Genomic DNA, 18898 nt, shown 5'->3' on the forward strand with positions numbered 1-18898 from the left:
CGCCATCAGGTAAGGTCTCGGCCCACAACAGCAAAATGGATCGGCCCCGCAGGATTCCCAGACTACTTGGCGGTGATCTGGGTGCGAGGCCGGTTCGACACCACACATCGCGAGAAGAAGGTGCCGACATGGCCCAGAGTACCCGGGGCGCTCCCCCGTATGACAGTTGGACCCGCAGCTCCGCCGCGAAGATCACACTGGCGTTGAGCGCGAGCCCTGTCACTCCGACCCACACCACCACGTGACCGCCCAGGGCGGGGACATCCTCGCCTGGTTGGACACTGCCATCGCCAAGGCCGTGCAGGCTGCGGACAACTGGCATGACCTTGAGTGTCACGTGCACGCCATCAGCGTCGCCGAGACGGCCACGATGCTCATGCGCGCCCAAGTCCCTGGGGCAGTCTGCGACTGTACTGGCCCCGCCTCGGTCCTGCGTCGCTGTGCCGCCGACCGGAAGCTCCTGGATCTGCACGGTGGACGGATGCACTCCTGCCCGGCCAAGGACGAGACCGGCTACCTGGACGAGTGGAAGCAGTTCGACCACGGCGACATCTGCCCAGCCGTTCAGCTTCTCGCCGAGGGCTACGGCTGGACGGAGGGCGAGCGATGAGCGCCCGCACGTGGTCCGTGATGATCTCCTGTCCACGCCCCAAGCCACGCGTACCCGTCCGGCAGCAGGCGTGGCACCTCACCCCTGAAAGGGTCCAGGGAAGCGTCCATACCTTCTTCGCGCCTGAAAGCTCGCTCGCCCTCACCTCACGAACGGTGCGCCTACGCACGGAGGTGTCGGGCGATCTACCGGGCTGCCGACCGGACCAGTTGGAGGAAAGTCTGGCCGCCCTGCTGTCCTGCCTGTACTTCGACACAGGCCATGCAGGGGCGTATGAGCTTCCGAGCCCGGTTCGCTTCGAGATCGTGGAGCGCCGGGCGCAGACCCCACCCGCTGAGGGGGATCGGATGACATAGCCCTGTCTGGGCGGGAGATTCCTCGACCGCCTGGCCGCTTCCCCGGCTGGTGCGCCAACACCTTCCGGGCCTACGCGGCCCACTTCCAACGGCTCGACTCGCCAAAGCCGAGCTAAGGCCCTCCGGGCGCCAACCCGGTGAGCGAAATCAGGTTCCTCCAGAACCCATCGAAGTCCCGAACGCGGGTCTTCGTGTCTCTACGAGACGGGATACATAGTGCACGACGCGCACGCCTCTTGTCAGCTTCCGCATCCCCGCACGGGCGATTCGTCCCAGATTTCCACCCACGCCGACGACACCCCGCGCCCCCACACCTCCCGCGACACGCGCCCCGAAACCCCCACACTCGAAACCGTGTTCGAATACAGTGGCGGACACGGCCGTGGTGGCATCCGGGTGGACGCAGCACACCAATGGGTCTCCACCACGGCCGGCCGGATCGCCCCCGACCCCTACAGCTGGATGCAGGCCATCCACTGGGTCGGCGGCTCCGGCCTCTACACCCCCAGCCGAACCCACGGACCCAAGTGGGGAGAGACCACCGTGCGCATCGCCCAGGAGATGGCCGCGCTGAAGGAGTGCCGCCCCGGCGTCGCCTACCTCGCGCGGAAGTTGGGCCTGTCTGAGCGCACCGTCCAGTACCACCTCGACATGCTCCGCGAGGCCGGGCTGCTCGTGTACCGCGTGAAGGGTTCCCGCATCACCGGCACCGTGCGGCAGGCCTCCGAGTTCGAGCGCGTCATCCCTGCCGAGTTCGACACCGCGCTGGGCATCCGGACGGTCGGTGAAGGGGTGCAACGGCGGCCGGTCGGAATCGCCGAGGAGCACCGGAAGACGATCGGGAACCTCGCGAAGAAGGCCGCCAGGAAGGTGCGCCGGAAGCGCTCGAGGAAGTCATCTTCGGCGCGGTCGCGTTGCACCCCAATGCAGGGTGGTACCTCTGGGTCTTCTTCTGCGGCTGGTACTCACTCTCCCTCTGAGAGCAAGCTCGCAAGCGGGAGCAGGAAGTCCCCCACCCCGAAGAAGCCCAAGCGCGCCCGGCGCACCCTCAACCGAGTCGGCCGCCGCTACCAGCTCGCCCGCGAACTCATCCAGCAAGTCCGCTGGCTCTCCGGCGCCTCCACCCAGCGCATCGCCTGGATCGTCAAGGACGTCGCCGACGCCGGATGGACCGCCCACGAGGTCATCGCCTGGCTCGACACCACCCCCGAACCCGAGCACGGCACCCGCCGACCGTCCGGGCTCCTCGGCTACCGGCTCAAGGGCGTCACCGGCATGCCCGGCTGGCAGACCAAGGACCAGCGCGCCGCCGCGGTCGAGACGATCCGGGAGTCCCGGCGCGCCGAGCGTGACCGCCACGACCGAGGCCCGGCCGGCGGATGGGACATGAGCAACTGCCAGGAGGCCAACAGCCCGGCTGTCCGCCGCATCTACTCCGAGGCCATGACCGAGGTCCGCCGGGTGCTCCAGCAGCGCCAGGAGCAAGAGGCTCCCGTTGAGGAGCTGTTCACGATCGACTCCACCGCCCCCCAGACGGTCGACATCGAGGGCTTCTCCCGCGAGCTGGTCATCGACATGCGCGCCGCCGCCGAGAAGGACCCCGCCATGGTCCTGACGACCATCGACTCCATCGGGGAGCGGGACGCCCGACGCCTCTACACCAACCGGCTCGTCGACCAGGTCCTCGCCGACCACGACCGCGCAGGAGCTGCCGTATGAGCGCAGACGAGACCATCCGCAGCAGCCAGTCCGGAACGTCCGGCCGCGACCTCGCCCGGCTGGCCCTCGCACGCTACAAGGCCGCCGCCAAGAACCGCCCCACCACACCGCCTAAGAAGCGCGCCAAGCGCAGCCAGACCCACTACGGCAGCGGCCGTGACGTCATCGGCCTCGGCTCCGTCATCGCCCAACTCAGCGAAGACCGCGAATGGACGACCAGCGTCGCGGGCGGCAACATCTTCGACCGATGGCCCCAGTGGTGCCCCGACCTCACCGACAAGGCCGCCCCCACCACCTACGACTCCGACACTCAGCAGCTCACCCTGCGCCCCGCTACAGCTGCGGCCGCCACCCACCTCCGCATCATCGGCGCCCAGCTCGTCACCCACCTCCAGCAGCAAGGCGCCTCCGTCCGCACCATCCAAGTCCTGCCGCCCGGCCCACTGCCCACCCCGGGCGCCGCCCCCGGAAGCGAGATCCGGAAGCCGGCAGAGGAGGCGCCCGTGAAGACCCGTGACGACGCGTGCCCCGGCTACCACCAGACCCTAGCCGCCATCGACCACACCCCGCCCGCCGGCCAGAAACCCCGCCTCCAACGCGACTGGGGCACCGGCGAGTACTCGTGGCTCCGCGAGCCCGAGGACCGCTTCACCGACGCTGTGGTCGCCATCGAGGCCGCAGAGGCGAGCAGGGGCAACGACCCCGACGCCGTGCGGCAGGCTGCGATCCGAATGGCGCGTGCTCAGAAGGATGGCCGCGTCTCCGCAACACCCACCACGTTCCAGCGCACCGCCTAGGAGAAGAGCATGCAGGCCAGTCCATTCCATCGCCCCGTCGAAACCGTACGACAGGTCCCGGCCGCCCCTGCGCCTGAGTGGGAGAACTTGTTCGTGCAGCCGGTCTACGCTCACGGCGAGATCTACGACGACGGCAACGCCGAGGGCGAACGCGACGCCGTCGAGAGTCCCGACGTCACCGCCGCGTGAATGCCCCCGCCCATGCTAGGTAAAGGGCTAGCAATGACACTATGAGGCGTCTCATATAGCGCACTATCCGTCACGCACGACAGCGCCACAGCAACCGCAGTCTCGACCGCCGGGACTACGGCCATACCAGACACCGAATCAGCCCCACTCCGGCAGGTCACGAAAGCAACAGAATGATCAATGTGTAGCCTCAGGCCCCATCACGCCATTGCCGTACGGCAAGAAGGGGCCATCATGGCAACACTCAACGTCCCGATCGATCTCGTAGACCTGAGCGAGGTGAAGAAGTCCCTCCAGCGCAGGATCGCCCTCATCCAAGACGCTGTCCTCGACCGCAAGGTCATCGTCATCATCAACGGCAAGGGCGGTGTGGGGAAGTCCAGCCTCGCTGCCGCCCTCGCCGTGGCCCTGGCCAAGGTCGGCAAGAAGACCGCGCTCATCGAGATGGACGAACAGGGCAACAACTGCGAAGACCTCGGCATCACCGGAAGCGCACTCGATGACGGCGGTGAATCCCAGGCGACCGCCATACTGGATGGCAAGCCCCTCACCCCGACCGGACAGGCACGCCCCAACCTGCACGTCATCCCCGGTGGAGATGCCCTCGAGGACGTCGTCGAAGAGCTGTACGTACAGCGTCGCTACGCCTCTTACCAGGATGCCCTCGAAGACCAGCAAGCCTGGATGGGCATGTACGCCGCCGCCATCGACCGGCTTCGCGACGACTACGACGTCATCATCCTCGACGTCGCCCCCGGCTCCGAAGTCCTCCAGGCCCAAGCGCTGGTAGCCGGCGACATGGTCGTCATCCCCTCCAAGTCCGACCCTTCCTCCCGCAAGGGTCTACGGGTCGTCGCCCGCCGCTTCGGCCAGGCCCGCGCCCTCAACGGCATGCTGCGCCTGCTGGGCGTCGTCCTCTTCGCCACCAACACCAGCGCTACCAAGGTCCAGAAGAACATCAAGGAGGACCTAGAGCAGGACCTGAAGGGCAACGCCCCCGTCTTCGAACAGGCCATCCGGCACGTTGAAGCGGCCGCTGTGGCCTGCCGCAAAGCCGGGAAAGTGCCGCAGGAGATGCGGTCCATGAAGGACATCGACCCCGGGACCGCGAAGTCCATCAAGGCCCTCGCCGGGGACTACCAGTCCCTCGCCATGGAGGTCATGGAAGCCTGGATCGCCCTCGACAACGAAGAGGACGGTGACGAGTGACCGCCAACACCGGAGAGCAGGAGGGCCGCCGCGGCGGCCTCCCCGAAGACGACTCCCTGGATGCCTTCTCGGCGATGGCGAACGCCGCCACCGCGCCCCGGCGCAGACGGCGCGCCGCGGCCACCCCGGAACCCGAGGTTGAGCCCCCGACCCCCGAACCAGCCGCTGCGTCGGCCGCTGAGATCGCCCCCGAGCAGCAGCCCGCGGCGGATGCCAAGCCGGAGACTGAACAGCGGCTGGACGCACCAGGCGAACCCGAGCCTCGGCCTGAACCTGAGCCCCAGCCCGAGCCGGCCCGGACCGCGCTCGTGCCCCAGCCATCACCCAACAGCGAACGGCTTCCCAGCCCAGCCATCGAGCAGGACTTGGCACCCGCTCCTGCCGCGGACCACCAGGTCACCACCGTCCCAATAAAGAACCTCGGGGAAGCCGGTCAACGAGCCACCCAGTGCACCATCATGGTCAGCACCTCGGTACGCGACCGCTTCGCCCACTATCAGCTGACCAAGAAGATGGAGGGCAGGGAGCCGACGAACGCCATCGTCGTGCGGCGGGCGGTCCTGCACGCACGGAAGAACGACCTGTTCTCTCAGCTGCTCGAGAAGGTTCGCCACCGACAGCAGCCGGTCGACGATGAAGACCACGACCCCGACGGCATCTTCGGAGAGGTGCCCGGCCGGCGCGCCGAGCGGGGCCGTATGAAGGACAGCGTGCAGCAGTCGTTCCGGCCCTCGTACCAGGAGCTGGAGGTCATCGACACCATCACCGCGGCTTACAGGTTCCCGTCCCGTTCGGACTTCCTGGACGCGGCGTTGGACGCGTTCCTACCGCCACTCCCGGCATCCGGGAGGAGCCGGACCCGGTAGACGGCAGAAGACTCGTACCCCGTTCCGGCCCCGAGTCGGAACAGGGTATTCCGTTTTTGTCAAGAGCTGCACATCGTTGCACGCGGCCTGATCGGCAGAGTTCACCCCGACTTGCCTGGGATTTTCCGTCACACGTTCGGGTGGAGTAACCGCCGGTATCTTCCGGATGCATATATCTACGAGCACAGTGAAGGGCGTCGCCGACCTTCGTGGTCCGGCGGCCGCCGGGGACGGGGGAGCGGACCAGGTGGCGCAGCACACCACCGCCCCCCTGCCCCGAGCGCGCCCCCGCCCCGGCCGCAGCCGGCCATCTGGGCAACACCGCCTACCTGCGTGGACCGGTCCCGGGCTACACTGCCGTCATCTGACGGGCGTGCCCGTGAGGTCTCCCGCCCCCGCGCGCTGGATGGGTTCGTTGTCGGCAAAACTCCGGCCTTCCAGTCCCCCGCGGGGGCGCTGCCATACCCAGGCCCCGTACCGGCCAGAACACGCCGGAACGTGTCACATCAGCGTCAAAAAACCGGACCCACTACCCCGCTGCACAGACAGCGGTGGGACAGTGGCAGTCCGGCACGGGACCACCGGCGGCCCGCGTCCGATCCTCCCCTTCCCTCGCCGGCCGTACGAGCGGAGACGCCGATGCCTGGACCCAGCCCGGCAGGCTCTACACCGCCTACACCCACCGACCCCGACACCCCGGGCGTCATCCACCTGGGCAGCCGACGGCGCGCCCGAACCACCGATCGTCAGGAGCCGGCCATGGGCACCGCGCACGACGATCAACCGTTCTCCCCCGAGGTCCAGCTCGCCGAGACCATCCAGGCCCTCTACCTCCACCGCCGACGGACCCTCACCGACCCGGACACCGCGGAGGCGTACGACATCGCCCTCGAGGCGGCCATCCTGGTGGTCGACGGAGCCAAAATGCACGGGCACATCGACGACGACCAGCACCAGGTGATCGCCGGGATGCTGCAGGCCGCACGCCGCGCCCCGCATGCGCTCTGATATCTGGCATATGTGACGCAGCGTCAATATCGCGGATCAGCAACAGTCGATAAGTCCGGAAAGATCAAATCTCACAACTCGTTCACCACGCAGGTCAGTCGTGACATCATGAAGCGTCCGGAACCACCCGGAGTGACGACCTCCGGCCCGGCGCGCGCCCCATAGCACCCCACGGCTACGCTCCGCGTCCACCGGGCCGCCGATGGAATGGGGTACCCATGGGTGAACAAGAGACGGATGCAGCCGTCGCCAGAGCGCGCCTCCGCCTCCTCGCAGCGGAATTCACCACCCCCCGCGCAACTCGCCGCGCGGCAGCTGGGCGCAGGACCCCAACCACGGCGCCGCGCGAGCCCATCAACCTCGACATCCTCGACCACCTGACGAAGTCCACCCGCGAGATCGTCGACTACACCCGCGAAGTCGTCCCCGACGCCGACCCTCCGCCGGCCACCGCGGAGGGCATCTACGGCTGGATGGTGAAGCTCACCCCCCACCTGGACGTCGACCGGCAGATGGTCCGCGACGCCATCATCCACCGGCAGGCCCTCGAGCACGCCATTGCCATGGGCGACAAGGACGTCATCCGCTACGAGGAGTGCCCCGGCTGCACCTGCTGGTCCCTGTTCTGGCGTTACGGCGAGGACCAGGCCGCGTGCGTGAACCGCTACTGCGCTGACCAGCTCGGCCGCCCCAGCCTATGGACGCTGCAGCAGATCGCCGAGCACTACGTGGACGTCAAATACGCCGCCCGAAAGGCCGCAACCTGACCCGCCCTTCGCGGGTCTCACCATCACCACCTGTCCCACTCGAAACGCCTCGGCCGGTCGGAGCTGCGACCGTCGGCCACGTCCAGGAGCTGATCGTGGCTGCACACATACCGTCCCCCATGCCCGCACAGGATGACCTCGTGACCTTGAAGGCCGTGACGGCCCTGTTGCGGAAGAGTCCGTACCCGTTGTCGCACTCGACGCTGAAGCGGTTGATCGCCTACTACCGGATTCCCCGCAAGAGGATCGGCAAGGCGGACTACGTGCACTTCAGCGATGTGCTCGTTGCGCAACGGCGTTGGGCTGCGCGGGAGTGCCGGAAGTCCTGACGGCCCGCCCGGGTTGACCTGCGGAGACTTGGCCTCGCCCCACTTGGGGCGGGGCTGTCTTCATGCCCAATTGGATTATTCATTGCGCATGTAGTGAATGAACGGTATGCTCGAAGAGCCGACAACGGGACGGCCCAACAGCCGCCCGGAGTACTTCCTTTGGAGCTCTCATGAGCGTGATCAGCGCTGCCCGCATCCCCAGCCAGACCACCAAGCAGCCCGCCGAGATCGACCTCACCACGCTCCCCGAGCACATCCGTCAGACCGTTGAGAACGCCCTCGAAGCAGCCCTCCGAGCACCCGACAACGACGTGTACTTCGACCACATGACCACCGCGATCACCGCCTCCGGGATCCGCGAACCCCGGAACCACGAACTCGCCCGCTGCGCCTGCACCAGCTGCTACTGCGACGTCCTCTACGACGCCGACGACCCCGACGCCTGGACCTACACAGACGGCGTCCGCGAGGTCCCCCAGTGCCCCGGCTGCGCCGACCGCCACCCAGGCCGCGACGCCGAATAGCGCGTCGCGACGGTCCGGCCCCCGGTCGAGCACCGCGGACCCCCACCGCCCACCTCCCGGCGGCCGGACCCACCAACCACAGCACACCACCCCGCACGCCAACCCGGGAGACCGCCATGCCCAGCACCGCCCACATCCTCCGCGAAACCGCCCGTATCCTCACCCGCCAAGGACTCCACACCGGCAGCCAGTTCGCTGGCCCGAGCGTGGGCTTCAGCAGCCTCGACGGACCCCTGGACGTGTGCGCCGCTATCTACGTGGCCGCCACCGGCAAGGGCCCCGCCGAGTTCCAGCGGGACGAGCTCGCCTCCATCCGACTCATCGAGTGCTCCGCCCCCGCCATGCAGGCCATCCGTGCCATCTCCGACGCCCTCGACAGCGAGCCGTCCATGGACCAGCTCGACCGAGGCGTGGAGGTACCGAACCGCATCGAGCACGTCTCCAACTGGGCCTCCACGAGGGCCGTCGGCGAGAAGACACCGCCCACCGCCGACGAGGTCATCGGCCGCATCCTCCGCACCGCCGACGCCCTCGACAGCCAGTCGGCCCCGCACGCGAACGCCGCCTGATCAGCCGCCCCACGTCCCGAACGGAGCCCCACGCCATGACCATGCCCATCGTCACCGCCACACCGGGCGACCTCCCCGACACCTTCTACAACGGAAAGGCCGACGCCTACGACGAAATCCACGCCGGCGCCACCCTGCCCGAGATGGAAACCCGCCTGGACTGGCTCATCGACGCCGCCACCGGCCCCTACTGGAACTACGTCGCCGGCTACGCCGCCCAGGTCGCGTCCTTCCGCATGCAGACCCCCCTCACCATCGGCGCCGAGACCGAACTCGCCTACGCCCACGTCGAGCCGAACCCGGAGGCCATCCGGTGATCACGCCGAACCCCACCCCGCTGTCCCCGGAGCGCGAGACCCCGATCTGCACGCAGGAAGCCGCCCGCGCCGCTGGGCTGGATGTGGCCCCCACCCCGACGGAGCTCGCCCTGTGCGCGCAGTCGATCGTCCGCACCTGGGGCGACCGGTCCGCCGAGCCCGACGACGAGGTCGGCAGCACCGCCGATACCGGGGCGCAGTTGGCCCGCGCCGTGCCGCTCCTGCTGGCCAAGCTCGCCGAGCTGGAACACGGCCCGCTGACCGTCTACCGAGCCCGGCACGTGGTCGGAGACCGAGCTTCCACCCTCGGCCACTACCGCACGCGCGAGCAGGCCCAAGCTCGATGCATCGCCGAACTGCGCGCCGAGATGACGCTCGTCCCGGACGTCATCTTCAACTGGGTCGGCGTGGACGGCGCCGAAGTGCTCAACATCTCGACTCCGGCCGACCCGTTCCCGGACGTGAGGGACTACGTCGTCACTGCCGTGACCGTATCCAGTACCGCCGACGAGGGAGCTGTCCGGTGACCGCCAAGGCGCGCCCCAGCGCCGAGCAGAAGGGCGCCGCCGCCACGGCGGCGCCCGCCCGCCCCCGCCTCAGCGTCGTCAAGCCCCCGGCCGGCTCGACCCCGCGGCCCCGATCGGACCTCTACCGGTCCCTCCGCGAAGCCGCCGCCACCGCCACCTTCCACACCGGCGCCGCAGGCATCCACGCCCCCTACGACCACTGGACCGGCATGAGCGACGGCCAAGCCACCACGGTCCTCCCCGACGGCACTCGCCTCACCTACACCCCCGACTGGGGCCTCACCGCCTACCAGCACTGCCGCCACGGCTGGGGCCACGCCCAGCACGTAGCCGACCGGGGCCAGCTGGACGCCTTCCACGCCGACACCGCGGCCTGCCGCACCCACACCTCGGGCCGCCCGGCCGCCGACCAGCCCATGGAGCACCCCCATGAATAACCGCACCCGCACCCTGACCGGCGCCATTGCTGTGACCGGATACGCCTCCGCCATCACCGCCGCGAACTGGCTGACCACCCGATACGGCATGGTCAACGTCGGCTTCGGCCTCATCACAACCGCCGGAACCTTCGCCGCAGGCGCCGCCCTCCTCCTCCGCGACACCGTCCAGGACACCCTCGGCAAAGCCTGGGTCCTCACCGGCATCACCCTGGGAGCGATCCTCACCTGGGCCACCAGCCCCACCCTGGCCATCGCCTCCGCCACCGCGTTCCTCGCCGCCGAATGCGCCGACATGGCCATCTACACCCCACTCCGCGCCCGCGGATGGGCCCGAGCCGTCCTCGCCTCCAACGTCATCGGCGCCATCGTCGACACGCTGCTGTTCCTCGCCCTCGCCCACTTCCCCGTCACCACCCGAACCGTCGGCGGCCAACTCGCCGGGAAGCTCGCCTGGGCCACCCTTCTCCCCGTCGCCGCTGTCATCACAGTCCGGCAGGCCCGCCATGCTCTATCTCGCGACACCCTCCGGGCCTGACGTCCGGGCCGCCATGCAAGCCGGACTCCTGGGCTGCATGACGACCCCCGCACAAGGCAACCGGATACCCGACGGCGCCCTGTACGCCTGCGACAACGGCAAGTTCGGCAAAGGCTGGCCCGGCGCCGACGCCTGGTACGACTGGCTGACCCGAACCGTCGACCGCTACGGCGCCGACCGGTGCCTGTGGGCCGTCGCCCCCGACGTCCCGTTCGACGCGGCCAGTACGCTCGCCGAATCCAGGCCCTGGCTGTCAAAGATCCGCGAGCTCGGCATCCCCGCAGCGTTCGCCGCACAAGACGGATGCGAGGACGACCTCATCCCCTGGGGCGAGTTCGACGTCCTGTTCCTGGCCGGATCCACCGAATGGAAGATCGGCCCCACCGCACAGCGCCTCGCCGAAGAAGCAACCACCCGCGGCCTCAAAGTCCACATGGGCCGAGTCAACTCCCGCCAACGCCTCCGCATCGCCGAGGTCTACGGCTGCGACACCGCTGACGGCACGTACCTCGCCTTCGGCCCCCAGCAGAACCTGCCCCAACTCCTCTCCTGGCTCCGCGAGATCCACCTCGCACCATGCCTGTTCGGAGCACCCGGGTGACCAACCAGCAGTACCAGGCCGCACTCCGCGCCGCCGAGAACGAACTCCAGCAGTCACGCGGCCTCCGATCCCGGCTGTCGCCTTCATCAACGACCCCACCCACGACTTACACACCCGCCGAGCCCTCGCCGAACACCTCGGCCTACCAGCACCACGCGAAGGAGGAACCCAGTGACCCCCGACGACTACGACAAGCTCTTCGAGGAAGCACGCGACGGGGCGCCGTTCTCCAACAGCAGCCAGGGCTACAGCTGGATGGCGAACTGGTGCGACCGCTGCATCCACGACAAGCCCGCCCGCCAAGGCAACGACGGACAGGGATGCCCTCTCATCCTCGTCGCCCTCATGGACAAGACGCCCATCCAGTGGCTGTGCGAGACCAAAGAGCAGGCGATCCACGCGGACTACCACTGCATCGAGTTCCGCGACGAGGACGACGGCCCCGGCGGCGAGCCCCGGCCGATCCCCGACCCGCCCGGACAACTCACCCTGCTGCCCCGCGGCGAGTACGAGGGCGTACGGATGCTCACCCCGTTCGAGCCCGACCAGATTCCGGCGACGCTGCCGTGAACGACTTCGAGGTCTCCTGCCTCGGCAAGACCGCGTTCCCCTCCCGCCGCGCCGGCCGACGCCGGGCACGGCAGATACGCGGCGAAGGCGGCCCCGACATGCGCGCATACCGCTGCGACTGGTGCCTCGCCGTCCACATAGGCCACCGACCCGGCCACGCCACCTACCTCCGAACCGGCCCCCACGGCCCCATCCACCTCACGGAGTACGCCCAATGACTCTCACCGCCCCCGAACCGGCCATCCCGAAGACCGACGCTCCTACCGTCATCGGCCTCGACACCAGCCTCACAGCGACCGGCATCGCCAGCAGCCGCGGATGGTGCGAGGTGATCGGCTACAAGCGGCCCCGCTCGAAGGACCCCGGTATCACCCAGCTCCCGCACGCCGAACGGCTCGCCGCCATGCGCGACCTCCTCGACCAGGTCACCACCGCCATCGGCTGTCCTGACCTTGCCGTCATGGAACTCCCCGCGCCCTCCCGCAGTGGAGGCGGCGCCCACGAACGCGGCTGGTTCTGGTGGGAGATCTACCGACACCTCACCACCAGCTACATCCCCGTCGGCCTGCTGACGCCGAACCAGCGCGGCCTCTACGCCACGGGCAAGGGCCAGGCGGGCAAGGGCGCCGTGGTCGACGCGGTAGCTCGCCGTTTCGCTGCATGGTCCACCGAAGGCGACGACAACGCCGCCGACGCCGTCACCCTCATGGCCGCCGGACTCGACTGGCTCGGCCACCCCATTACTCCTATGCCCAAGACCCACCGGGCCGCCATCGACAAAGCCGTCTGGCCCGACCTGACAGGAGCCACCCCGTGACCGCCCCGACTGCCCTGACACGCCGCACCATAGTTCTCGCCGTCTCTCCTCGCCGGCCCGTCACCGTGACCTCCACCTGGCGCGACCGCGCAGCCTGCCTCGACGCGGCCGAGCCGTTGTGGGACGGCGACCATGCCGACAACGGCACCAAGGACACGCGGGCCCGCGCCAAGAAGGAGTGCCGGCGCTGCCCGGTCCTGGCGCAGTGCTTGGCCGAGCAGATGCGGATCGAGGGCCCCGTGATGGATTCGCGGGGCACGGCGGTGATCGGTGGTCTGACGGCGAAGGAGCGGACGCGTACCTATGTGGCGGGGGCCGTGTTCGGTCCGTATGACGCGGAGGAGGCCCGGCTGTTGGCGCTGGAGGCGGAGGCCACGGGCGTGCCGGTGCGGTCGATCGTCGGTGATGCCGGTGAGAGCACGGTGCGGCTGGCGTTGCGCCTGCTGGGGAAGCGCGTGTCGGACGTGGAGGTCGGTGCACGGTCGACGTTGAAGCAGGCGTTGGAGTACGCGGAGGAGATCCGGCGCGGCCGGGCGGGCGGGATCGCTATCAAGCAGCTGGCGACCGAGCTGGGGACCAGCAGGGAGACGATGCGGCAGGCCGTGCACGCGCTGGAGGACGTCGAACGCGGCGATCTGGCGGTGGCGTCATGACCACCACGACCGTAGAGGACCGTGCAGACCTCGCCGAGGACCTGCTGCCCATCGCTGCGCACTTGGCCGTTCTGGTGCACGGCGACGGTGGGCCCCGGGACGTCCACCAGGCACTGGCCCGCCTGAGCCCAGCACAACGGGACGCGCTGGTTGTGGTTCTCGCGGGTCTGGTGGACCCGGATCAGCCCATCAGTTCCGCGCTGGGCTGGTTGGACTTCAACGAGCACGGCCAGCAGATTGTTCCGGCCTGGGGGCACAAGGGCACCTTGCGGGAGCTGTCTGAGGACGCGGTTGAGGATGACTGGGACGGTGTGGACATGGTTGCCGTCGACTACTTCCTTCGCGGCCGGCCGGTGCAACTGTCGAACCGTGCGGAGAAGGTCGAGGCGATCCTCGAGGGTCTGCGGCGCGGCATGGGCTACCGGGAACTCGACGCCTTGTTTGGGGTGAAGCGCGGCACCACACAGGTGTTCATCCAACGGGAGCGGAAGGCTGCAGAGGAGCGAGGAGAGTCGTTCCCTGTCGAGCTGTTGCCCACGTCGGGGCAGAAGGTCACACCCGCGCAGGTGGTGGAGATGCGCGAGCAGTCGGCGAAAGGGCGGACCGATCTGGCCATTGCAATGTCGGTCGGTCTGAGCTGCAAGCAGGTGTCCTCGATCTTGAACGGGGAGTACTTCCCGCAGGCTGGTGGGCCGATCCGCGAAAAGAAGAAGAGGCGCCCATCGGAAGCGTCGAGGGTGCTGTTCAACGGCGGCACGCCTGGCTTCGCAATCGCTAGCTGAGGCATTCAGATCGTCAGCCGGTGGGCTGAGGAATCACGAGAGAAGGAGAGCAGCCTGATGGCTGGAGAGACGAGCATCGTTGTGGTCGGGAACCTCGTGGACGAGGTTGATCTTCGATTCACCGCGCAGGGCGCCGCGGTGGCCAAGTTTCGGGTGGCGTCCACCCCGAGGACGTTCAACAAGACCACCAGCGCGTGGGAGGACGGGGAGAGCCTGTTCCTGTCGTGCTCGGTATGGCGGCAGGCCGCCGAGAACTGCGCTGAGACCCTGGCCAAAGGGATGCGGGTGATCGTACAAGGCCGCCTGAAGCAGCGCAGTTACGAGGACCGTGAGGGCGTGAAGCGCACGGTGTTTGAGCTGGAAGTCGACGAGATCGGCCCGAGTTTGAAGATGGCGACGGCGAAGGTGACGAAGACGGGCGGACGCCAGGGTCAGCAGGGTCAGGCGGCGGGCCGCGGGCAGCAGGGTGGCGGGGATCCGTGGGCGACTTCGGCGCCGGCCGGTTCTGGTGGCGGTGGTTGGGGTGGTTCCGCGGCGCCGGACGAACCTCCGTTCTGAGTGGAAGGTGCTGGTGGCAGGCCCGGTCCCGTGTGGGGCCGGGCCTTTGTCGCGGGCTGGTGGTCTACCCCTCCAGGATTATTCATTGCACATGTAGTGAATAAAGGCTATGCTGGAACAGCCGACAACGGGCCGCTGGTCAGCGGCCCGGAGTGAACAAGGGAGCCATCCAGTGCCCGAACTGCGCCTCACGGACCCCAACGGCTACGACGCCGTCACCACCGGATACCGGATCGTCGTCGACCCCCAGCAGGTCGACGCGGAGAGCACTCGGCTCCGGACCGAGGTAGCCCCTCAGCACGCGACAGAGCACGCGTACGCCGGTTACGACCCGCGGGACTACCGCGTCCAGGTCGCCTAAGACGGCCCTGGCCAAGCCAGGCCCTGGGCCGCGCCCCGTCACCTCCGTCGGGGCGCGGCCCCCATCATCACCACCGGCTCACTGAGGAACAGTCATGCCCGAAACCACTCCCGAACGACGCCTCGCCGACCACCTCCAGAAGCGCGCCGACGACCTCAAGGCCAAGGCAGACCACATGTCCGAGCACGCCTCCGGCATGTACGGGCGTTTCGAGGGCGGCCAGCCCCTCCTCGTTGGGCACCACTCCTACCGCTCCGCCGTCCGCGACCGTGACCGGGCCGACAACGCCACCCGCCGCGCCATCGAGGCCCGGAAGGTCGCGGAGCGAGCGCAAGCCAGGGCCAACACGGCGAAGGCAGCAGCCGACCTCGCGGACACAGCCGCAGGCCGTACACGTGCCTGGCAGCGCTCGGACTTCCGCCCCGGCGACATCGTCACCGTCCGCACCTTCCGGACCCGCACGGACACGTACCGAGTGAAGCGGGTCAACACCAAGACGCTGACCCTCAAGGGCCCCGGCGGCGGCTTCGACGACCCGAAGCGCGAGTTCGACCGGGTCATCTGCCGCACCCGCGACGGCGTGACCGTCACCAGCCCCACCGACTGAACACCGAACGCAAGGGGATCGACATGACCGACGTCCAGACCGACACCACCGACAAGTACGCCGCGCAGGCCGGCATGTCCCGCTACGACTTCCTGGAACTGCTTGGCTTCGTCTGGCAGGTCGACAGCGAGGGATACGACTACGCCGCCGAGCACTACGCCCCCCGGTTCGAGACGCCCGAGCTTGCGCAGCAGGCCCAGGACGATGGCGCGCTCCGCGACCTGTACCGCAAGCACCGGCCGACGCTTCAGCAGTGGGAGGAGCAGACCCGCGACGAGGAGATCGAGGACATCTGGTCGTCGCACTTGCAGGAGGCGAAGGAGCGCCGTGAGGCGCACCTGCTGTGGGCAGTGCACCCGGGCGGTGACTGGGACCACGCGGCCTACGCGCACGCCTTCGAGTCGCGGGAGGAGGCCGATGAGTGGATCGAGGGTCGGAAGCGGCTGACGGGGACGCACGGTTGGGGGCCGTGGCAGGGCCGGCTTCTCCACCGGGACGCCCCGGGCGGCGAGTGGACCGAAGTCCCCACTACCTGACGCAGCACCTACCGCACCACCCCCCACCACGTACGGGCCGCCCGACCGATCGCAGCCGGGCGGGCGGCCCACCCATTCCGCGCCGACGCCCGAGGAGGGCCGCCATGCGAGTCCGTGCCGACATCGTCGCCCTGATCAACGCCGGGCTCGACGACGATCAGATCGCCGAAGAACTCCACTGCCACCGCACCACCCCGTACCGAGTCCGCCGCGCACTGGCCGAAGCGTCCCTGAACGTCGCGGCCCGGGTCCTCGCCGAGGAGCTGCCCACCGGCCAGGTGCGGGACTACCGGCCAGCCCGCATGCCCACCAGCCCGGCGCAGGCCGCCGCGAACCGCGCCCGGCTCCTGGCCGCACTCAGCGAACCGCCCGCCCACGACACCGAAAGCGAAGCAGCATGACCAGCACCGCCCCGCTCACCGAAACCCCGTCCACGATCCGTGCCCGCCGGGACGCTGCCCGCGCCTGGTACTCCCACCAGCCCGCCACCCCTCCGATCACCGTCTGGGCTCTGACCGGCACCCCCACCGGGCAGCCCATGCTCACCGCCCAGGCGTACGGCCTCGGCGCGTATGAGGCTCTGCACCGGTTCGCCAGCGACGCCAGCGAATGCCCGAGGACCAGCGGGAGCAACGGCGACCAGGAGCCCGTCATGGACTTCTCCGAGCCGGGCCGCGTGTCCTGTGTGTGGCGTACGGGCGGGGTGTGGGTGTGCCTGTGGGCGACCGAGTCGGCCGTATCCCCGATGGTGGAGTTGGCCCGCGCGTTCGCCGGGAGGGCCGCCTGATGCCCACCCGGATCCAGCGCAAGCGCACTCCCGGATGGCGCCTCGCCGAGGCGAGCACGAACCCCAACGGCGTCGTCATCGTCGACCGGACCAGCAGGTTCGGGAACCCGTTCCGCGTCGAGGACGCCATCGAAGCCGACTACTCCAACCCGCGCCGCGCCTGCGTCTCCCACTTCCGCGCCTGGATCGAAGGCAGCACGGAGTACCCCGACACGTTCGTCGTCGGCAGGAAGACGTTCGACCGCCGCCGGATCCTCGCCGACCTGCCGCTGCTGCGCGGCAAGGACCTGGCGTGCCCCTGCCCGCTGCCGGAGCCCGGCGATCCCGACCACTGCCATGCCGTCGTGCTCCTCGAGCTCGCGGCCGCCGACATCCAGAGGAAGCCCTGACCCATGCGTATCCGCAACGTCTACCTGGACTGCGAGTTCCTGCCCTCCGACCCCAGCATCGACGGACTCGTCTCCATCGGCCTCACCGACGACCAGGGAAGCGACTACTACGCCGTCAGCAACGACATGGACGTCGTCGCCGTCAGGGCTGTGCCGTGGATGGTCGACAACGTGTGGCCGTCCCTGCCGCACCGGGGCGCCGACGGCTACCCGCAACTCCTCGACCGGAAGCACCCGTCCGTGAAGTACCTCGAGACGATCCGCGACGACATTGCTGCGTACTTCGCGGACACGGACGCCGAGGTCACGCACCTGTACGCGTACTACGGCGGGCAGGACATCTGCCGTCTCCACTCCCTGTGGGGCAACGACTGGGGCCTCATGCCGCGGCCGGTGCCGCGCTGGTTCTTCGATCTGAAGGCCCTCGCGGTTCAGGCCGGCAGCCCGGTGCTGCCGGAGCAGGCCCATGGGGCGCACAACGCGCTCGAGGACGCCCGGCACAACAGGATCGTCCATCAGTTCCTGACCAGCCTCACCACGAAGGAGAAGTGACCCATGACCGCCGCGCCCAGTCTGGTCCTGCCGGAGGGCCTGGTTCTGGAGACCGACCGGTGGGACGGGATGCTCGCCACCGCGGTCATGGACGAGCCGCGCACGTACCGGTACCTGCTGACCCGCATCTGGGATACCAGCCGCCCGGTGATGACCGTGGTCATGCTGAACCCGTCCACCGCCGACCACCGCACCAACGACCCGACGATAACCAGGCTGGCCGGTACGAACGGGTTCGCCCGTCGGCTCGGCATGGGTGGTATCGCGGTCGTCAACCTGTTCGCGCTCCGGGCGACGAAGCCACAGGAGTTGGGGAAGGCTACGGATCCGGTCGGGCCGCACAACGACGTCTTCATCCGTCAGGCCGCTTCTACGGCGGGGCTGGTCGTTGCGGCGTGGGGCGGTGAGCGCCGGGCCGTCGACCGGGCGGCCACCGTCACCCAGGACCTGACCGTTGTTGGGGTACGCCTGCACGCGCTGGGCACCACGTCGACTGGACAGCCTCGACACCCGCTCTACCTGCCCGGCACCGCTGCTCTCGTCCCGTACACCGGGGAACCGGCATGACCAGCCCGGGGCCGGTCGGCGAACCGCATCCAGCCGCCCACTACGGCCGCGCCACAACCCATCCCCGCGCCCGCATCACCCGCCGCGAGCTGGAACACCTGCGACTTGCCGCGAACGGCAACACCAACGAGCACATCGCCCGGTTCCTCGGCATCACGAAGGACTCCGTGAACGGCACGCTACGCCGCCTGTATCTGAAGCTCGGCGCGAAGGACCGTGCGAACGCAGTGGCCATCGCCTTGGTGCGGGGCGTGCTGAAGCCGTCGGACATTGCGTGCGTGAGGGATCCGGGCGGCACTGCCTCTGTGTACGCGAACTCTGCGTAACGGCTTCTTGATCGAACTTGTCCGGCCGCG

General features: G+C 68.9%; 31 protein-coding genes. All 31 read left to right on the forward strand.

Annotated features, from left to right (window positions below; translation table 11 throughout):
- The first annotated feature begins 274 nt into the window (after positions 1-274).
- The 31 genes from ACFV2X_RS38130 (at position 275) to ACFV2X_RS38280 (ending at position 18868) form a co-directional block, all read left to right on the forward strand.
- Entirely contained in the window at positions 275-610 is a 336-nt protein-coding gene (locus ACFV2X_RS38130; RefSeq protein WP_385625735.1) for a hypothetical protein, read from the forward strand.
- Between the two features lie 710 nt (positions 611-1320).
- Entirely contained in the window at positions 1321-2685 is a 1365-nt protein-coding gene (locus ACFV2X_RS38135; protein WP_385625737.1) for a transcriptional regulator, read from the forward strand.
- Positions 2682-3482, forward strand: coding sequence for a DciA family protein (locus tag ACFV2X_RS38140; protein WP_385625738.1), 801 nt, complete (start codon positions 2682-2684; stop codon positions 3480-3482). The genes ACFV2X_RS38135 and ACFV2X_RS38140 overlap by 4 nt, the downstream gene beginning before the upstream one ends.
- Before the next feature lie 9 nt (positions 3483-3491).
- A complete protein-coding gene (locus ACFV2X_RS38145; protein ID WP_385625740.1) occupies positions 3492-3671 on the forward strand; it encodes a hypothetical protein in 180 nt (59 codons plus the stop codon).
- A 234-nt stretch (positions 3672-3905) separates the two neighbouring features.
- Positions 3906-4880: a ParA family protein gene (locus ACFV2X_RS38150; RefSeq protein WP_385625741.1), complete on the forward strand. Its 975-nt coding sequence runs from the start codon at positions 3906-3908 to the stop codon at positions 4878-4880.
- Positions 4877-5746, forward strand: coding sequence for a hypothetical protein (locus tag ACFV2X_RS38155; RefSeq protein WP_385625742.1), 870 nt, complete (start codon positions 4877-4879; stop codon positions 5744-5746). The genes ACFV2X_RS38150 and ACFV2X_RS38155 overlap by 4 nt, the downstream gene beginning before the upstream one ends.
- A 759-nt stretch (positions 5747-6505) precedes the next feature.
- Positions 6506-6754, forward strand: a complete 249-nt coding sequence (locus tag ACFV2X_RS38160) for a hypothetical protein (protein ID WP_385625743.1) — start codon at positions 6506-6508, stop codon at positions 6752-6754.
- A 218-nt stretch (positions 6755-6972) separates the two neighbouring features.
- Complete coding sequence (locus ACFV2X_RS38165) at positions 6973-7521, forward strand: hypothetical protein (protein ID WP_385625745.1); 549 nt, start codon at positions 6973-6975, stop codon at positions 7519-7521.
- Positions 7522-7616: 95 nt separating this feature from the next.
- On the forward strand, positions 7617-7850 hold the full coding sequence (locus tag ACFV2X_RS38170) for a hypothetical protein (RefSeq protein WP_385625747.1): 234 nt from the start codon (positions 7617-7619) through the stop codon (positions 7848-7850).
- A 170-nt stretch (positions 7851-8020) separates the two neighbouring features.
- Positions 8021-8374 carry a hypothetical protein gene (locus tag ACFV2X_RS38175; RefSeq protein ID WP_385625748.1) on the forward strand — a complete coding sequence of 118 codons (354 nt, stop codon included), beginning with the start codon at positions 8021-8023 and terminating at the stop codon, positions 8372-8374.
- Positions 8375-8490: 116 nt separating this feature from the next.
- Positions 8491-8943 (forward strand): hypothetical protein, encoded by a 453-nt coding sequence (locus tag ACFV2X_RS38180; protein ID WP_385625750.1) that lies wholly within the window; start codon positions 8491-8493, stop codon positions 8941-8943.
- A 35-nt stretch (positions 8944-8978) separates the two neighbouring features.
- On the forward strand, positions 8979-9260 hold the full coding sequence (locus tag ACFV2X_RS38185) for a hypothetical protein (RefSeq protein ID WP_385625752.1): 282 nt from the start codon (positions 8979-8981) through the stop codon (positions 9258-9260).
- On the forward strand, positions 9257-9787 hold the full coding sequence (locus ACFV2X_RS38190) for a hypothetical protein (RefSeq protein ID WP_385625754.1): 531 nt from the start codon (positions 9257-9259) through the stop codon (positions 9785-9787). The genes ACFV2X_RS38185 and ACFV2X_RS38190 overlap by 4 nt, the downstream gene beginning before the upstream one ends.
- Positions 9784-10224: a hypothetical protein gene (locus tag ACFV2X_RS38195; protein WP_385625755.1), complete on the forward strand. Its 441-nt coding sequence runs from the start codon at positions 9784-9786 to the stop codon at positions 10222-10224. Before ACFV2X_RS38190 ends, ACFV2X_RS38195 begins: the two co-directional genes overlap by 4 nt.
- Complete coding sequence (locus ACFV2X_RS38200; protein WP_385625757.1) at positions 10217-10762, forward strand: VUT family protein; 546 nt, start codon at positions 10217-10219, stop codon at positions 10760-10762. Before ACFV2X_RS38195 ends, ACFV2X_RS38200 begins: the two co-directional genes overlap by 8 nt.
- Positions 10763-10799: 37 nt before the next feature.
- Positions 10800-11363, forward strand: coding sequence for a hypothetical protein (locus ACFV2X_RS38205; RefSeq protein ID WP_385625759.1), 564 nt, complete (start codon positions 10800-10802; stop codon positions 11361-11363).
- Positions 11364-11534: 171 nt separating this feature from the next.
- Positions 11535-11933 carry a hypothetical protein gene (locus ACFV2X_RS38210; protein ID WP_385625761.1) on the forward strand — a complete coding sequence of 133 codons (399 nt, stop codon included), beginning with the start codon at positions 11535-11537 and terminating at the stop codon, positions 11931-11933.
- A complete protein-coding gene (locus ACFV2X_RS38215) occupies positions 11930-12151 on the forward strand; it encodes a hypothetical protein (RefSeq protein ID WP_385625762.1) in 222 nt (73 codons plus the stop codon). Before ACFV2X_RS38210 ends, ACFV2X_RS38215 begins: the two co-directional genes overlap by 4 nt.
- Complete coding sequence (locus ACFV2X_RS38220; RefSeq protein WP_385625764.1) at positions 12148-12750, forward strand: hypothetical protein; 603 nt, start codon at positions 12148-12150, stop codon at positions 12748-12750. Before ACFV2X_RS38215 ends, ACFV2X_RS38220 begins: the two co-directional genes overlap by 4 nt.
- A complete protein-coding gene (locus ACFV2X_RS38225) occupies positions 12747-13403 on the forward strand; it encodes a WhiB family transcriptional regulator (RefSeq protein ID WP_385625765.1) in 657 nt (218 codons plus the stop codon). The genes ACFV2X_RS38220 and ACFV2X_RS38225 overlap by 4 nt, the downstream gene beginning before the upstream one ends.
- The gene (locus tag ACFV2X_RS38230; protein WP_385625766.1) at positions 13400-14185 is read left to right on the forward strand and encodes a hypothetical protein; all 786 of its coding nucleotides are present in this window, start codon (positions 13400-13402) and stop codon (positions 14183-14185) included. Before ACFV2X_RS38225 ends, ACFV2X_RS38230 begins: the two co-directional genes overlap by 4 nt.
- A gap of 57 nt (positions 14186-14242) precedes the next feature.
- Positions 14243-14743 carry a single-stranded DNA-binding protein gene (locus tag ACFV2X_RS38235; protein ID WP_385625767.1) on the forward strand — a complete coding sequence of 167 codons (501 nt, stop codon included), beginning with the start codon at positions 14243-14245 and terminating at the stop codon, positions 14741-14743.
- Positions 14744-14915: 172 nt separating this feature from the next.
- Positions 14916-15104: a hypothetical protein gene (locus ACFV2X_RS38240; protein WP_385625769.1), complete on the forward strand. Its 189-nt coding sequence runs from the start codon at positions 14916-14918 to the stop codon at positions 15102-15104.
- 94 nt (positions 15105-15198) lie between these two features.
- Complete coding sequence (locus ACFV2X_RS38245; protein ID WP_385625771.1) at positions 15199-15711, forward strand: DUF3560 domain-containing protein; 513 nt, start codon at positions 15199-15201, stop codon at positions 15709-15711.
- 23 nt (positions 15712-15734) lie between these two features.
- Entirely contained in the window at positions 15735-16247 is a 513-nt protein-coding gene (locus ACFV2X_RS38250) for a hypothetical protein (protein WP_385625772.1), read from the forward strand.
- 104 nt (positions 16248-16351) lie between these two features.
- Positions 16352-16648 carry a helix-turn-helix domain-containing protein gene (locus tag ACFV2X_RS38255; protein WP_385625773.1) on the forward strand — a complete coding sequence of 99 codons (297 nt, stop codon included), beginning with the start codon at positions 16352-16354 and terminating at the stop codon, positions 16646-16648.
- Entirely contained in the window at positions 16645-17034 is a 390-nt protein-coding gene (locus tag ACFV2X_RS38260; protein ID WP_385625775.1) for a hypothetical protein, read from the forward strand. Before ACFV2X_RS38255 ends, ACFV2X_RS38260 begins: the two co-directional genes overlap by 4 nt.
- Positions 17034-17423 (forward strand): DUF4326 domain-containing protein, encoded by a 390-nt coding sequence (locus tag ACFV2X_RS38265; RefSeq protein ID WP_385625776.1) that lies wholly within the window; start codon positions 17034-17036, stop codon positions 17421-17423. Before ACFV2X_RS38260 ends, ACFV2X_RS38265 begins: the two co-directional genes overlap by 1 nt.
- A 3-nt stretch (positions 17424-17426) precedes the next feature.
- A complete protein-coding gene (locus tag ACFV2X_RS38270) occupies positions 17427-17975 on the forward strand; it encodes a hypothetical protein (RefSeq protein WP_385625778.1) in 549 nt (182 codons plus the stop codon).
- Between the two features lie 3 nt (positions 17976-17978).
- A complete protein-coding gene (locus ACFV2X_RS38275) occupies positions 17979-18542 on the forward strand; it encodes a DUF1643 domain-containing protein (RefSeq protein WP_385625780.1) in 564 nt (187 codons plus the stop codon).
- Positions 18539-18868, forward strand: a complete 330-nt coding sequence (locus tag ACFV2X_RS38280; RefSeq protein ID WP_385625781.1) for a LuxR C-terminal-related transcriptional regulator — start codon at positions 18539-18541, stop codon at positions 18866-18868. The genes ACFV2X_RS38275 and ACFV2X_RS38280 overlap by 4 nt, the downstream gene beginning before the upstream one ends.
- Positions 18869-18898 lie beyond the last annotated feature (30 nt).

It is taken from the genome of Streptomyces sp. NPDC059679, from assembly GCF_042734105.1.
In the GTDB taxonomy this organism is placed as follows: Bacteria; Actinomycetota; Actinomycetes; order Streptomycetales; family Streptomycetaceae; genus Streptomyces.

Coding starts and splice junctions, on each gene's coding strand:
- ACFV2X_RS38140 (WP_385625738.1), top strand. CDS start 2,682: ATGAGCGCAGACGAGACCATCCGCAGCAGCCAGTCCGGAACGTCCGGC.
- ACFV2X_RS38145 (WP_385625740.1), top strand. CDS start 3,492: ATGCAGGCCAGTCCATTCCATCGCCCCGTCGAAACCGTACGACAGGTC.
- ACFV2X_RS38150 (WP_385625741.1), top strand. CDS start 3,906: ATGGCAACACTCAACGTCCCGATCGATCTCGTAGACCTGAGCGAGGTG.
- ACFV2X_RS38160 (WP_385625743.1), top strand. CDS start 6,506: ATGGGCACCGCGCACGACGATCAACCGTTCTCCCCCGAGGTCCAGCTC.
- ACFV2X_RS38165 (WP_385625745.1), top strand. CDS start 6,973: ATGGGTGAACAAGAGACGGATGCAGCCGTCGCCAGAGCGCGCCTCCGC.
- ACFV2X_RS38175 (WP_385625748.1), top strand. CDS start 8,021: ATGAGCGTGATCAGCGCTGCCCGCATCCCCAGCCAGACCACCAAGCAG.
- ACFV2X_RS38180 (WP_385625750.1), top strand. CDS start 8,491: ATGCCCAGCACCGCCCACATCCTCCGCGAAACCGCCCGTATCCTCACC.
- ACFV2X_RS38185 (WP_385625752.1), top strand. CDS start 8,979: ATGACCATGCCCATCGTCACCGCCACACCGGGCGACCTCCCCGACACC.
- ACFV2X_RS38200 (WP_385625757.1), top strand. CDS start 10,217: ATGAATAACCGCACCCGCACCCTGACCGGCGCCATTGCTGTGACCGGA.
- ACFV2X_RS38205 (WP_385625759.1), top strand. CDS start 10,800: ATGACGACCCCCGCACAAGGCAACCGGATACCCGACGGCGCCCTGTAC.
- ACFV2X_RS38220 (WP_385625764.1), top strand. CDS start 12,148: ATGACTCTCACCGCCCCCGAACCGGCCATCCCGAAGACCGACGCTCCT.
- ACFV2X_RS38230 (WP_385625766.1), top strand. CDS start 13,400: ATGACCACCACGACCGTAGAGGACCGTGCAGACCTCGCCGAGGACCTG.
- ACFV2X_RS38235 (WP_385625767.1), top strand. CDS start 14,243: ATGGCTGGAGAGACGAGCATCGTTGTGGTCGGGAACCTCGTGGACGAG.
- ACFV2X_RS38245 (WP_385625771.1), top strand. CDS start 15,199: ATGCCCGAAACCACTCCCGAACGACGCCTCGCCGACCACCTCCAGAAG.
- ACFV2X_RS38250 (WP_385625772.1), top strand. CDS start 15,735: ATGACCGACGTCCAGACCGACACCACCGACAAGTACGCCGCGCAGGCC.
- ACFV2X_RS38255 (WP_385625773.1), top strand. CDS start 16,352: ATGCGAGTCCGTGCCGACATCGTCGCCCTGATCAACGCCGGGCTCGAC.
- ACFV2X_RS38260 (WP_385625775.1), top strand. CDS start 16,645: ATGACCAGCACCGCCCCGCTCACCGAAACCCCGTCCACGATCCGTGCC.
- ACFV2X_RS38265 (WP_385625776.1), top strand. CDS start 17,034: ATGCCCACCCGGATCCAGCGCAAGCGCACTCCCGGATGGCGCCTCGCC.
- ACFV2X_RS38270 (WP_385625778.1), top strand. CDS start 17,427: ATGCGTATCCGCAACGTCTACCTGGACTGCGAGTTCCTGCCCTCCGAC.
- ACFV2X_RS38275 (WP_385625780.1), top strand. CDS start 17,979: ATGACCGCCGCGCCCAGTCTGGTCCTGCCGGAGGGCCTGGTTCTGGAG.
- ACFV2X_RS38280 (WP_385625781.1), top strand. CDS start 18,539: ATGACCAGCCCGGGGCCGGTCGGCGAACCGCATCCAGCCGCCCACTAC.